This is a genomic window from Nocardia nepalensis, from assembly GCF_048910785.1.
Lineage (GTDB): Bacteria > Actinomycetota > Actinomycetes > Mycobacteriales > Mycobacteriaceae > Nocardia > Nocardia nepalensis.
On record NZ_JBKBET010000003.1, the window covers coordinates 242,426 to 256,039 of the forward strand.

10 protein-coding genes are annotated in these 13,614 nt (G+C 65.6%); all 10 read right to left on the minus strand.

Features of this window, described 5'->3' with window-relative positions:
* Positions 1-3: 3 nt before the first annotated feature.
* Positions 4-1,875, minus strand: coding sequence for an alpha/beta hydrolase-fold protein (locus tag ACHQ4I_RS01610; protein ID WP_420769833.1), 1,872 nt, complete (start codon positions 1,873-1,875; stop codon positions 4-6).
* A 170-nt stretch (positions 1,876-2,045) separates the two neighbouring features.
* Positions 2,046-3,083, minus strand: coding sequence for an alpha/beta hydrolase (locus ACHQ4I_RS01615; RefSeq protein ID WP_420769834.1), 1,038 nt, complete (start codon positions 3,081-3,083; stop codon positions 2,046-2,048).
* Positions 3,084-3,415: 332 nt separating this feature from the next.
* Positions 3,416-3,514 (minus strand): hypothetical protein, encoded by a 99-nt coding sequence (locus ACHQ4I_RS01620; RefSeq protein WP_420769835.1) that lies wholly within the window; start codon positions 3,512-3,514, stop codon positions 3,416-3,418.
* Between the two features lie 573 nt (positions 3,515-4,087).
* A complete protein-coding gene (locus ACHQ4I_RS01625) occupies positions 4,088-5,191 on the minus strand; it encodes an alpha/beta hydrolase (RefSeq protein WP_420769836.1) in 1,104 nt (367 codons plus the stop codon).
* 301 nt (positions 5,192-5,492) lie between these two features.
* On the minus strand, positions 5,493-6,500 hold the full coding sequence (locus ACHQ4I_RS01630) for an alpha/beta hydrolase (protein WP_420769837.1): 1,008 nt from the start codon (positions 6,498-6,500) through the stop codon (positions 5,493-5,495).
* A 342-nt stretch (positions 6,501-6,842) separates the two neighbouring features.
* Positions 6,843-8,783, minus strand: coding sequence for an arabinofuranosyltransferase AftB family protein (locus ACHQ4I_RS01635; RefSeq protein ID WP_420770164.1), 1,941 nt, complete (start codon positions 8,781-8,783; stop codon positions 6,843-6,845).
* A 7-nt stretch (positions 8,784-8,790) separates the two neighbouring features.
* Positions 8,791-9,723 carry a decaprenyl-phosphate phosphoribosyltransferase gene (locus tag ACHQ4I_RS01640; RefSeq protein ID WP_420769838.1) on the minus strand — a complete coding sequence of 311 codons (933 nt, stop codon included), beginning with the start codon at positions 9,721-9,723 and terminating at the stop codon, positions 8,791-8,793.
* 1 nt (position 9,724) lies between these two features.
* Positions 9,725-10,270, minus strand: a complete 546-nt coding sequence (locus ACHQ4I_RS01645; protein ID WP_420770165.1) for a phosphatase PAP2 family protein — start codon at positions 10,268-10,270, stop codon at positions 9,725-9,727.
* Positions 10,271-10,350: 80 nt separating this feature from the next.
* On the minus strand, positions 10,351-12,282 hold the full coding sequence (locus ACHQ4I_RS01650; RefSeq protein WP_420769839.1) for a glycosyltransferase: 1,932 nt from the start codon (positions 12,280-12,282) through the stop codon (positions 10,351-10,353).
* Positions 12,279-13,511, minus strand: a complete 1,233-nt coding sequence (gene glf, locus ACHQ4I_RS01655; RefSeq protein ID WP_420769840.1) for a UDP-galactopyranose mutase — start codon at positions 13,509-13,511, stop codon at positions 12,279-12,281. Before glf ends, ACHQ4I_RS01650 begins: the two co-directional genes overlap by 4 nt.
* Between the last annotated feature and the right edge of the window lie 103 nt (positions 13,512-13,614).

A 13,614-nucleotide genomic window follows, 5' to 3' on the forward strand; every position in this document is an offset into this window, starting at 1 on the left:
GAATCAAATTCCGTGGACTTCGGGTTTGCCATCGCGCACGGTGATGAAGCCGGTCTGGAAATTCTGCTGGGTGCCGCCCGGAATGGCGAACTCGTCACTGATCGGATACCCGAGCCTGCCGTTCTCATAGCCGACCACCGACCACATATCCATGATCGGGCCCGAACGCACCGGCCATGCGCCCGAGAGCGGGCTCCAGTAGATATTTCCGCCCTCGAACTTGCTGAAGCGGCCGAAATCTTTCAGCGGGGCCTCCTCAGCGACGGGGAAGCCGAGTTGACTGTTCTCGTAACCCAATTCGGCGTACTTGCCCAGGATCATCCCCTGCACCCGGTGCACGCCGGTCTTGGCGCTGTAGTAGAACGGGCCGTTTTCGAAGGACTGGACCGCACCGTCCTTATTGGGGGTCTTGACCTCCGGTGCGGTGGGATATCCGGCCGGACCGCGCTCGAAGCCCTGCCTGCCCCATTCGTCGAGGATCGCGCCGCGCACCACCTGGGCGCCGGTCCGCGGGGTCCAGTAGAGCGTTCCGTTCTGGAAGGTCTGCATGCGGCCGCGGCCGTCCGGCAGCCCGAGCTCGTCGCCGGTCGGCAGCCCGAGCGGACCACCCGGCCCCAGCGCCGCCTGGTAACCGCCGCCGATCATGCCCCCGACCGGGTGCGCGCCGCCCGCCTGCGAATAGAAGACCCGGCCGCCCTTGAAGTCCTGTGCCGTACCGCCGGCCACCTGATACTCCCCGGTGACGCATTCGCCGAGCCAACTGCTGCCGCCCGCGACCGCGCCGATCGCGCCGTCGGTCTGGCACGCCGGTTTGTTGGGATCGACGCCGAGCGCCGCGGCGGCCTGCGGCCAGGACTGGCGCATTTCGAAGTCCCAGTACGGCCACGAATGGGTGCCGGAGGGACGGTAGTTCACCTGGGCCGGGATGGATAGCTTGCCCAGTTTGGCCACGAAATTCTGCGAGGTGAGCCGGGAGAGGATCTCCAACCCCATGCCCGCGTAGTTGGTGCTGACCCCGGGAATTCCGCTGGCCTGGTCGAACGGACCGGTCGAGCCATTGCCGCTGGAGATGTAGAGGCTGACGCCCTTGAGCTTGTCCGCCAGCGCGTAGGGGTCGTGGTTGTCCCATTCCGGGCCGCCCGGCGGCCCCCACATGGCGGCCGAATCGAATCCGCCCGCATCGCGCATGGCGAACTGGATCGCCTGCGGCATGCCGAGCGTCGTCGTGGTCAACACACCGGAGTAGGACGCCGCGTATTTCACGAAGTTCGGATTGCGTCCGGCCAGGAACATCGCGGCCGTGCCGCCCATCGAAATGCCTTCCATGCCACGGATATCCGTGGTCCGCCACTGACTCTCGAGCAGCGGTGGAAGTTCCTTGGTCAGGAAGGTTTCCCATTTGTAGTTGTGACCGTTGTTCGGCTGCAGCCAGTCGGAATAGAAGCTGGACTGACCGCCGACCGGCAGCACCACCGTGACGTTCTTATCGGCGTAGAAATCCACCGCGCCCGCCTCGTGCGTCCAGCCGCTCTCATCGTCGGTGGCGCGCAGCCCATCGAGCATGAACAAGGCCGGGAATCTGGCGTCCGGGCGGGTATTCCAGTCCCGGGCCAGTAGCAGCTGCACCTGGACGGGCGCGGCCATCGATGGCGAATTGATCCACAGCGCGACCCGCCGATCGGTGAGCCACACCACCTGCTGCACCGTCGCGACCGCGGCCGATGCGGCGGCGGGCTGGGCGTTTGCGGGTGCGCTAATCGGGGAAAGACCTGAGGCGAGCGGAATCACCACGGCGGTGGCGAGCAGCGCGACCCGGCGGGCCGCACGTCCGTCACGCCGCCTACGCCCCCCGCTGCCGAATGCAACTGCTGCCACATGAGTTTCCTACCCCCGTTCACTCCCGCTTCCGGGTAGGACACGCGGACGGCAAAGCGCACTGTCTGATTCAGTGGATCCGAAACGCAACGGGTACCCCGAAAAAACGGACCGGCGCCGCCGCTTCCGAGTCGGAAGCAGACGGCGCCGGTTCGGCGTCTATCCCTGGATCACCAGCCGCCGGTGGCGTCGAGGATGCCGTTGTGGGAGTTCCACAGCTCGGCCTCCCAGTACTTCCACGAGTGCGTACCCGCGGCCGGGAAGTCGAACTGCGCCGGAATGCCGAGCGAGGCCAGGCGGGACTGGAACGCGCGGGTGTTCACCAGCGAGAGCGCTTCCAGCGCCATGCCGTTGGCGGTGTTGAAGTAACCGACAGCGGAATTCGGCTTGTCGTACTGGCCCGGCAGACCGCTGGCCGCCGAGATGTACATCGGCAGACCCTTCAGCTGCGGGGCGAAGACGAACGGGTCCATCCGCAGCCACTGCGAGCTCCACGGCGCGGCCATCGAGTCGACGTTGTAGCGGCCCGCGTCCAGCATCGCGACGCGGATCGCCTCACGCATGCCCGGCGCGGAGATGTTCAGGTAGCCCGAGTAGGAGGCGGCGTACTTGAACTGGTCGCGGTGGTAGGCGGCCAGCGCCAGCGCGGCCGAACCACCCATGGACAGGCCGACCACGGCGTTGTTGGTGCGTGAAACACCGTAGCCCTGGAGGAAGTCGGGGAGTTCCTTGGTCAGGAAGGTCTCCCACTTGTAGGTGGTCTTCTGGCCGTTGGTGTTGCTCGGTGCGTACCAGTCGGCGTAGAAGCTCGACTGACCGCCGACCGGCATGATCAACGAGATGTTGTCGTTCTTGAACTGGTCGAGGGCGTTGGTCTCGAACGACCACGCATTGCGGTCGTCGCGAGCACGCAGCCCGTCGAGCAGATACACCGCCGCGTCGCCGCCGCGCGCCGCCCACTGCACCTGGACCTTGATCGGACCCATCACCGAGGGGACCATCAGGTCCTCGAAGCCGCCCGACGGCGTCCGCAATGCGGGGCCGTGGACCGGTGCGGCCATGGCGACGGTCGGGCCCGTCATGCCTGCGGCGATCGGCAGCGCTAGCGCAGCGGCACCGACACCCAGAATTCGACTACGCCAACCGCGAGGGTTGTCTCGCCGTCCCGACTTGGTTCTCTTCGGCGCGGCCGCCCTGCCGAAACGCATGAATCCTGCTCTCTTTCTGCTGTTGTGGTGCCGCCCGTAGCCCGCGAGGGCCGGGCAACACCCGTGCTGCCAACGAGACGCGCGTCACATGCGAACCGGTACCCGACATTCCGGCACAAGAGACGGCGCTACAACGATCTGGTCACACTTGCGCTCGCTGGAGGTTATTCGACGTGCGAAGTCTTAGCAAGACCGGGGTAATCGAGTGGCCGAATTCCGCCCGTTCACAAGCTGTGATCGTGCGGTGACCTTAGCGCGTTCGTGCGGAGATGTCGTGTCGGAACGGGAATTTCGGACAAAGATTAGGGGGTCACTAGGGAGTCGGGAATCGCTCACCCGGGGCCGAGCTCAGATCCCGCAGCATACGAACCGGCGTGGCGGTATGCGCCCGGGTGGTAGGCCGCGAGCGTGAGCGCCGCGGCGCCGCCCATGGACAGTCCGAAGACGCCGTTGCCGTAGGGGTTGAAGCGCCGAGGTAGGGCAATGCCCAGTGCAGAAGCTGGACCAGGAATGTTTCCCAGGCGCGCATGGTCTGCGGCCGTTGGTATCGCTCGGTGCGATCCAGTCCGAATAGAAGCTGCCGAACGGCGGTGTCAACGCGAGCGCCGCGCCGGCCGAGCGCCACAGCCACCAACCGGCAACTGTTCTGTGCACTAGGCCAGATCGCATCGATCCGACCCCTCGCCCGCGCGAACACCGTTGATCGTCACCGTCGCGCATGAGATCGGCACTCGACACCGATGCTTCCCGCGCACAGAAGATCCCGCCGTTACCCCTCTTTTATAAGCAAACTCGAATCACGCCTGAGCGAATAGCCTCCGCGATTCCGGATCGTGATGGAAATCCGGAGGAATTTCGGTTCGGCTCGCACTAGTCCGACTTCGGGCGACTGAACCCGAAACTCTTTCATCAGCGAGCGTCCAGACAACAACTGGCAAATACACCGGCGGCGGGCAAAACAAACGGACCGCCTGATGCCCAGGCGGTCCGTTCGAGGTACCGAACTAACCGATGTTGGCGGACATGTCCGGAATCATCCGATAGGCCTCGTCCTGCCAGTTGGTCCACGCGTGCAGACCGGCGGGCGGGAACGAATACACCACGTTCTGCGCTCCCAGCGTCATCATGCGGACCTGGAATGCCCTGGTGTTCGCCAAGGCGAGAGCCTCGAGCGGCGAGCCCTTGATGAGACGGTCCGCAGCGATCGGGAACGGGATGTTCAGATCCTCGGCCATCGGCAGCGCACTACCGGCGGCCACCCATACCCGCGTGCCGTTCTCGATCAAGCGCGGCGCGAAGACGAACGGATCCATCCGCAGCCACTGCGGGCCCCACGGCGGCGCCATCGAGTCCACGTTGTAGCCGCCGGCGTCGAGCATGGCCGTTCGGATGGCTTCGCGCATGCCGGGCGCCGAAATATTGAGGTAGCCCGAGAACGAACCGGCGAAGCTGAACTGATCCGGGTGATAGGCCGCCAGCGTCAGCGCGGCACTGCCGCCCATCGACAGACCGAACACACCATTGCGAGTAGACCTGAAGCCCAGCCGATCCCGCAGTGCCGGCCGCAGTTGCTCGGTCAGGAACGTTTCCCAGTCGTAGCGATAGCTCTTCCCCGGCCCCGCCATGAAGGCCTCCGTCGCACCGGATCCGGTGGACGAACCGCCCGCACCCGGCGTGACGCCGAAGAAGTTACTCGGCGCGTTCCAGTCGGCGTAGAAGCTGGACATACCGCCCACCGGCATGACCACATTGATGTTCCAACTCGCCAGTGTCTCGGGAACGTTGGTCTCGATCTCCCAGCCATTGAGGGTTTCCGGAGCCCGCTGGCCGTCGAGCACGTAGACCACGCGGTTGGTATTGCCGTCCGCCGCGCGCAGCACTCGCGTCTTGATCGGGCCCATCACCGGGGAGTCGACCCAGAAGTCGAAGGCCGCCGGATTGAAGCCCGCCGATGCGGTGGCGCCGCCGCCCGCAATGGCGATCCCGAGCGGCAACAGCGTGGCCGTCGTCACACCGAGCACCCATTTCTTCGCCCAGGAACCATTGGTCGCCCGGCTCGAGGAACTAGCTGAGCTTTCGGGCCCACGCTTCCAGCGCACACTTCGCATTCGACTCGACCTTTCGTCCGGACGGTCAGTCAGCAAATTTCTCGCAACCTCGACTGACCCCCTCATCGGGCATAAAGGCGGATCATCCTGGACAAAACGGACAATCCACCTGTATGCATGCTCTCCGTACATCAATCGTTAACGAGTGCCTCTATGTTGCTGGAAAGTCAAGCACCCCACAACTATCGAAGGCATGCCGCAGCCAATTCGTTGTCAACCGCACTTGCGGACTGATTCGAGCAAACAAAAACCGCCCGGTGTGCGAACACACCGGGCGGTTTTCCGAGCAGGTCTGGCTAGATCAACCGATGTTCGCGGACAGGTCCGGAATCATGCGGTAGACCTCGGCCTCCCAGTTGTGCCAGTTGTGGATGCCGACCGACGGGAAGCTGTAGGTGACATTCTGGGCACCCAGGGTCGCCATCCGGACCTGGAAGGCCCGGGTGTTCACCAGTGCGAGCGCCTCGAGCGGCGTGCCCTGGATGATGTCGATCGGCGAGGTCGCGTCGGCCGGACCCGGCAGCGCGCTACCGGCGGCCACCCAGAGCCTGGTGCCGTTCCGGATCAGCTGCGGCGCGAAGACGAACGGGTCCATGCGCAGCCACTGCGGGCCCCACGGCGGCGCCATCGCGTCGATGTTGTAGCCGCCCGCGCTGATCATGGCGGCGCGCAGCGCCTCGCGCATGCCCGGCGCGGAGATGTTCAGGTAGCCCGAATACGAACCGGCGTAGACGAACTGGTCCGGGTGGTAGGCCGAGAGCGTGAGCGCGGCGCTGCCGCCCATGGACAGACCGAAGACACCGTTGCGCGTCGGGCTGAAGCCGAGGCGGTCACGCAGCGCATTGCGCAGGTCGCTGGTGAGGAAGGTTTCCCACTTGTAGGTGTTCGACTTGCCGAGCGTCTCGTTCCAGCCGGAGGAACCCGTCATCGCGGAACCGGAGGAAGAGCCGTTGGCCGAACCCGACGAACCGCTGCTCAGGCCGAAGAAGTTGCCGGGCGCATTCCAGTCCGCGTAGAAGCTGGACGGGCCGCCGACCGGCATGACGACGTTGATATTCCACTTGGTGAGCTCACGGGCGACCTCGGTCTCGATCTCCCAGCCGTTCAGGTCACCGCGGGCCCGCATGCCGTCCAGCGCGTAGACCACGCGCCCGGTGTTGCCGTCCGCGGCGCGGAAGATCCGCGACTTGATCGGACCCATGCTGGAGTCGACCCAGAAGTCGAACGCGTCCGGGTTGAACGCCGCCGACGCGGAGCCCGCCGGACCTGCTACTGACACCCCGAGCGGCAGCAAGATAGCCAGCGACATCAGCACCGACCGCTTGAACCACGAACCGGCTTTCCTGGTTCTCAGACGTCCGTTCTGCGTCTTTCGCCCGATCACGCCTCGCATCTGATTTCGGCCTTTCGTTATGCGGCCGTATCTCGACCGCTTCTCTACGTTGACCGCTGCGGTGCGGCCATGTCGGAATCGGACGCCCCAGCGGGCGTGCTCACGTACCCTATCGCTTCATCGATGTGGTGGCGTTATCAAAAAGAGATAAAGCGATATGCGACACGTTTATTGCCGCAGGTCAGTGAGGCTGCTGGGCCCATGGAGGTCCATGGGCCCAGTGTGACTGGAGATGCGCGTCTCGACACCTTGCGAGCGTCAGCGCTGTGGCTGCGGGAACGGATCAACGAGTCCGCACCGCTCGATCTCGTACTTCGGTACGCGATCGATCCGATACTTCGCGAAGTGCAGTGCGTGTAGCAGGTTGTGCTTGAAACGCCCCCAGGTGAGCGGATCCCGGTAGGAGATATTCAGCGCCACGGTGTCCGGGCAGGTCATCGCGGTGCGGGCCTGGGTGACCCACTTCTCGTCCATGTACCAAGGCATCCACGGATGGCGATCGACCATGCCGGTATCCACCACGACCCAGTCCGGATACAGGCTCTTGTCGTGCCCGATCCGGCCGTCGGTGAGCCGGTCGGTATGCGCGGCCAGCGGATAGGCCAGGCCCATCTGGTCGATGACGCGCACGTCCAGCGGGACGTTCATGCTGGTCATACCGAGGTTCAGGAAGTAGACGGTATGTCCTGCGCCGCCGTCGGGAATCGGCTGCGGCGGCGGTGCGACGTACCAGAATATGAACGACGGCGAGTTCAGCAGCAGACCGCCATTCGGGGTTTCGGCGATGTTGTTCACCATGGCCCGGATGCGCGGGTAGTCCAGGTAGTCCTCGGCCAGGATGGGGTGATCACGGCCGGTATTGAGGACGTAGTAGACGCGCTCGTCGACGATGCCGGACGCGCTGATCTTGGTGCCGGTCTTGATGGCCGTGGTGTTGGCCGCGAACAGCGCCCACCCCGCGGTGCCGAGCAGCGCGAGCAGGATCACCGCGAAGGACCAGTCCCGGGGAGCCACCGCGCTCAGGCCGCCCTCGGGCAACCGGATCGGCACCACGGCGACCGGCAGCAGCAGGCAGAACAGCTGCGGCAGCAGCATCCGGCCGTGCATGAAGTCGCCGCCGACGCGGAGGGCGTAGACGGTGAGCACGAACCCGCTGCCGAGCACGAGGGTGACCACCGCGCTCGGCGTGCGCAGCCATTCGCGCACGCGGCGCACCGTCCAGCGGCGCTGCTCGTCCGACGCGGGCTCAGCCGCGGTCTGCACCCGGGCCGAACGGGCCGCGACGACGCCGGCGGCCAGCAGCACGAGCAGCGGCACCCACAGGTAGTACGGACCGACCAGGTCCCACAGGTATTTGAAGCCCTGACCCCACTTGGCCCCGCCCGCGTCCTTGGCGACCGCGGTATTCGGATAGGGCAGGCCGTAGTAGCCCATCCGCCAGACCTGGTAGCACATCGGCACCAGCCCGGCCGCGGCAACGATCAAGCCGCGCAACACGATCGGGCGCAGCCGCGACTCCGGCATCGGGGCAAGGAAGATCATCATCAGCGCCAGCGCACCGACCAGGGTCATCTCCGGACGGATCAGCGGCGCGAGTCCGGCCAGGAAGACCAGACCGAACAGCGCGGGCAGCTTCACCCGCTCGCTCTGGCTCCAGCGCATCAGCTGCCACCACAGCAGGCCCAGCCAGCAGATGACCAGACCGCTCTCCAGTCCGGAGGTGGCGTAGTCGCGGGCCGGTGGCACCGCGATGTAGACGAGCACGCCCGCGGGCAGCAGCAGGGCCGACTTGGTACCGCCCCACAGCCGGGCCGAACCGAGCATGGCGAACACGATCGCCAGCATCGAGACGGTCAGCGCGACACCGAGCACGACGTACTCGAGCCGGGCCTTGGTGAGCCAGCTGAAGAACCACACCAGATAGGTCCAGGCCGTACTGGTGTTGGTTTCGACGCGCTCGCCCTCGTTGAAGACCGGCCCGTTGCCCGCCAACAGGTTCCGCACCGTGCGCAGCACGATGAGGCCGTCATCGGCGATCCAGCGCCGTTGCCAGGCGCCGACCGAGAATAGTGCGACGCTGAGCGCGATCCCACCGACGAAGGTGGCTCGGGATAGCCGCGCGGACCGCAAGCCGGAACGAGCCGACCTCTCGGCCGGCTCCTCCGTTGCTTGTTCTGTTCCCGCCACTCCCTCTACCAACAGTTCGTCAGGTGAGATAGACAGCGACACCTACCGCTCCGATCCAGGCGATTGCGAGGAACTGGAGGATGCGATCCCCCAGTGCGATCTCTTCGGGTTCACCGGCCTCGCCGCCATCGACGTCGACCGCGTAACGCAGGATTGCGATGGTAAACGGAATCATCGAGATTGCGAACCAATTGGTGTGCTTCAGATTGTCCTGTTGGAACGCCCACAGACCGTAGAACACCACCACCGCCGTCGCGGCGAGGGTCCAGATGAAGCGCAAGTAGGTCGGGGTGTAGTACTCCAGCGACTTGCGGATCTTGGCACCGGTGTTCAACGCGATCTGCAGCTCCGCATAGCGCTTGCCCGCCGCCATGAACAGCGAGCCGAACGCCATGATCAGCAGGAACCATTGCGACAGCTCGATATTCGCGGCCGCGCCACCGGCGACGGCGCGCAGCAGGAAGCCCGAGGACACGATGCAGATGTCCAGCACCGCCTGGTGCTTGAGGCCGAAGCAGTAGGCCAGCTGGATGCCGATGTAGACGGTCATCACCACGGCCAGATGCCAGGAGGCCAGGAACGATCCGGCGATCGAGCCGAACAGCAGCACCACCGAGAGCAGGTAGGCCAGATTCACCGGGACGACGCCCGCGGCGATCGGGCGGTACCGCTTGGTCGGGTGCGCCCGGTCGGCCTCCACGTCGAGCGCGTCGTTGACCAGGTAGATGCCCGAGGCCGCCATGCAGAAGACCACGAAGGCGATGCCGACATGGCCGAGCACGCCGAGTTCGGTCGCGGTATCCGGACCCGCGGCCAGCGGCGCGGCGAGCACCAGCACGTTCTTGACCCACTGGCGCGGCCGGACCGCCTTGAACAGCCCGCCCGCCAGCGTCTTGGGAGGGCCCTTGACAACAGCTTCGGCTAGGTCGGTGCTGGTCGGCTCTTCACTCATGTCAACCAAGGTCTTTTCTTGTGCGGTCACTATCGAGTCTCTTTTCGGCGGCAAGCACAACAGCGGCGGACGCGGCGCCGAGCGCGGAACCGGCGAGCACGTCGGAGGGATAGTGCACCCCGAGCACAACCCGGGAGAGCAACATCGGTGGGACGAGCACCGCAGGCAAGGGTAGCCCGGTCAATCTTCCGAGCAACACCGCCGCCGCCGTGGTGGAAGTGGCGTGTGAGGACGGAAAGCTCAGCTTGCTCGGCGTCGAGACGTTGACCTGCACCGATGGATCGTTCGGGCGCGGACGCCGGACAATGCGCTTGATCACGATCGATGCGGCGTGCGCGCCGACCGCGCCGACCGCGACCCCGGCCCACTGCCGACGCCGCGGCTTGTCGACCAGCCAGCCCGCGGCGGCGATGCCGACCCAGCCGAGCGCGTGCTCACCGAAGTGCGACATGCCGCGGGCGGCCTTGATCACCTCGGGCTTGGTGCCGATGGCGGCCTGGACGGCGTTGATGATCTTGACCTCGGGCGGCTGCTGTCTCGAAGAGATCGCCGATACCGGGCCGCCGTGGCCGTTCGCGCTCGGTGCGTGCACCGCGGTGTTGTCATCCGCGGCCGGGGCTTCCAGACTCACTGCTCATCCTTCGTGTCGATACCGAAGACGTTCTCCCACGCCGCCGTGCTCGTCAGCCGCGGGTGGGCCGCACGGTAGCGCTGCTGCATCTCCGGGAAACGCGCGGCCAATTCCTTGCGCAGCCGCATGGCCTCCTTGAACAGGCCGAGGGCCTGGCGCGGATCGCGCTTACGGTAGACCACGCCGCGGCCGTCCGCAGTGGTGACGGTGACGCCGTCGACCTGTGAGAGCAGGAACCAACGCGCGTCCAGCGTCGGCACATTCAGCTGCGGACGCTCGTGGTGTTCGGCATGCGCCGGACGGAAGTTGTGCACCACGCCCTTGGCAAGGCGGACCACCTTGGCGATCGGATTCGCTGGCTCGCCGACCGCGCCGACGCCGATGTGGCTGGCCAGCGGCAGTTCGGTGGAGGAGGGCAGGATGACCGCATCCGGGTACTGCTTGCGCATTTCGTGCACAGCGCCGAGTGCGCTCGGCAGCAGCTGGAACAGCCGCTCCGGACCGGCGAGGAAGTCCTTGATCGCCAGATTCTGGATGGCGACCGTCGAATACTCCAGGCAGAGCAGGTGTTTCAGGGTCGCCTTGACGGTGTTGACGACCATGCCGCGCCCATTGCCCGGCATATGCAGCGATGCGACCACCAGGCGGTTGCGCAGGTGGAAGTACGCCTGCCAGTCGATCGCGTCGTCCTTATCGCTCCAGGCCATATGCCAGACCGCGGCGCCGGGCAGGGTGACGGTCGGGTAGCCGTGATCGCGGGCGCGCAGGCCGTATTCGACGTCGTCCCACTTCAGGAACAGCGGCAGCGGCTGACCGATCTCCTCGGCGACCTGGCGCGGGATCACACAGGTCCACCAGCCGTTGAAGTCGACGTCGATGCGCCGGTGCAGCAGCTTGGAGTTGTCGCGGTCCTTGAGCGGGTACTTCGAAAAGTCGTGGTCGTATTCGACATTCGGCGCGGAGGTCCACATGAAGATGCCGCGGTCCACGACCTCACCCATGCTGTGCAGGTGTGAGCGCTCCTGCAGGTTGAGCATCTGGCCGCCGACGAGCATGGGCGACTTGGCGAAGCGGGCGAAGGCCAGCGCGCGCAGGATCGAATCGGGTTCGATCTCGATATCGTCGTCCATGTAGACGATGTACTGGGCGTCGGTGGTCTTCAGCGCCTCGTACATGACCCGGCTGTAGCCGCCGGAGCCGCCGAGGTTGGGCTGGTCGCGGATGGCGAGCCGGTCGCCGAGCACCGCGGCGGCCTCGGTGAAGCCGGGCTCGTCGACCACCTTGCGATTGCCCTGGTCGGCGACGATGACGGCGGCGATCTTCTCCAGCACCAGCGGATCCGAGCCGAGCGCGGCCAGCGTCTTCACCAGATCGGTCGGCCGGTTGAAGGTCGGCATGCCGACCGCGATGCTGCCCGCACCGGGCGCCTCGACCGGCGCGTACCAGCCGCCCGACAGCAGGGTGACGGCGGTGTCGGTGGTGATGTCGAACCAGATCCAGCCGCCGTCCTCGAACGGGCCGAGGTCGGTCTCGAATTCGACGTGCACCGATTCGGTGCCCGGCGCGACCGCGAACTCCTTGCCCTGCACGTGGATTCGCGAGCCGTCCGCCTTGGAGCGGTAGACGTCCACGCGGCCGTGCCCGGCCAACTCCAGACGCAGCACCACCGAATTCAGGATGCTCCAGCGCCGCCAGTAGCTCGCGGGCAGCGCGTTGAAGTAGGTGCAGAACGACACCTCCGACTCCGCGCCGATCGACAGCGAGGTGCGGGTGGTGGCGTGCGCGCGCCGGGCGTTGGTCGGCGACTCCTCGACGTAGAGGGTGCGCACGTCCAGCGGTTCACCCGGCCGGGGCAGGATGATGCGCTGCAGCAGCGACTTCGCGCGAGTTTCGGTGGTCATGTCTTCCAAAATCGATTGGGAGGTCATTCGTTGCTTTCATCCGAAAGAGGCTCGCCCGACTCCAGGTGCGGCCGGAGGACATTGTCGAACATGCTCAGCGCGCTGCCGATGGCCATATGCATATCCAGGTACTGGTAGGTACCCAGGCGACCACCGAAAACCACCTTCGCCGTTGCGGTTTCCTGCTTCGCGAGGCTGCGGTACGCCTGCAGTTTCGCCCGGTCCTCCGGTGTGTTGATCGGGTAGTACGGCTCGTCACCGGTCTGCGCGAAGCGGGAGTACTCGCGCATGATGACCGTCTTGTCGTTCGGGTAGCTGTCGCGCTCCGGGTGGAAGTGCCGCGGTTCGATAATGCGGGTGTACGGCACGTCCGAATCGTTGTAGTTCATCACCGAGGTGCCCTGGTAGTCACCGGTCTCGAGCACCTCGGTCTCGAAATCGATGGTGCGCCAGCCGAGTTCACCCTCGCTGTAGTCGAAGTAGCGATCCACCGGGCCGGTGTAGACGACCGGTGCGTCGGGACTCTCCGCGCGGATCTGCTCGCGCACGTCGAACCAGTCGGTGTTCAGCCGGACCTCGATCAGCTCCGAGGCGGCCATATTCTCCAGCCACTTCGTATAGCCCTCTTTCGGCAGACCCTCGTAGGTGTCGTTGAAGTAGCGGTTGTCGAAGTTGTAGCGCACGGGCAGCCGGGTGATATTGCCCGCGGGCAGTTCCTTGGGATCGGTCTGCCACTGCTTGGCGGTGTAATCGCGGACGAACGCCTCGTACAGCGGGCGGCCGATCAGCGAGATCGCCTTCTCCTCGAGGTTCTGCGCGTCCTTGGTCTCGACCTCCGAGGCCTGTTCGGCGATCAGCTTGCGCGCCTCCTCGGGCGTGAAGTAGCGGCCGAAGAACTGGGAGATCAGGCCGAGGCCCATCGGGAACTGGTAGGCCTGTCCCTTGTGCATCGCGAAGACCCGGTGCTGGTAGCCGGTGAATTCGGTGAACTGGGTCACGTAGTCCCACACGCGCTTGTTCGAGGTGTGGAACAGGTGCGCGCCGTACTTGTGCACCTCGATCCCGGTCTGCGGCTCCGGCTCCGAATAGGCGTTGCCGCCGAGGTGGTAGCGACGATCAATCACCAACACCCGTTTGCCGAGCAGATTGGCGGCGCGCTCGGCGACGGTCAGCCCGAAGAATCCGGAGCCGACGACGATCAAATCGAACTGTGAGGCGGAGTTTGCGGAGTTACCCGGGGACGATGCGACGGTCACGGGAGCCCAGCGTATCGGAAGTCCGCGCGAGGTCCGGGTGGAGTCGCGAGGTGGGCCGAAGTGGAGGCGATGCCATCCGAATTTCTCCTGAAGTTCGCCGAAA

Bases quoted from the DNA above. Each gene is read 5' to 3' on its own strand.
- ACHQ4I_RS01640 (WP_420769838.1), bottom strand. From the start codon at position 9,723: ATGAGTGAAGAGCCGACCAGCACCGACCTAGCCGAAGCTGTTGTCAAG.
- ACHQ4I_RS01625 (WP_420769836.1), bottom strand. From the start codon at position 5,191: ATGCGAAGTGTGCGCTGGAAGCGTGGGCCCGAAAGCTCAGCTAGTTCC.
- ACHQ4I_RS01630 (WP_420769837.1), bottom strand. From the start codon at position 6,500: ATGTCGCTGGCTATCTTGCTGCCGCTCGGGGTGTCAGTAGCAGGTCCG.
- ACHQ4I_RS01615 (WP_420769834.1), bottom strand. From the start codon at position 3,083: ATGCGTTTCGGCAGGGCGGCCGCGCCGAAGAGAACCAAGTCGGGACGG.
- ACHQ4I_RS01650 (WP_420769839.1), bottom strand. From the start codon at position 12,282: ATGACCTCCCAATCGATTTTGGAAGACATGACCACCGAAACTCGCGCG.
- ACHQ4I_RS01620 (WP_420769835.1), bottom strand. From the start codon at position 3,514: ATGGGCGGCGCCGCGGCGCTCACGCTCGCGGCCTACCACCCGGGCGCA.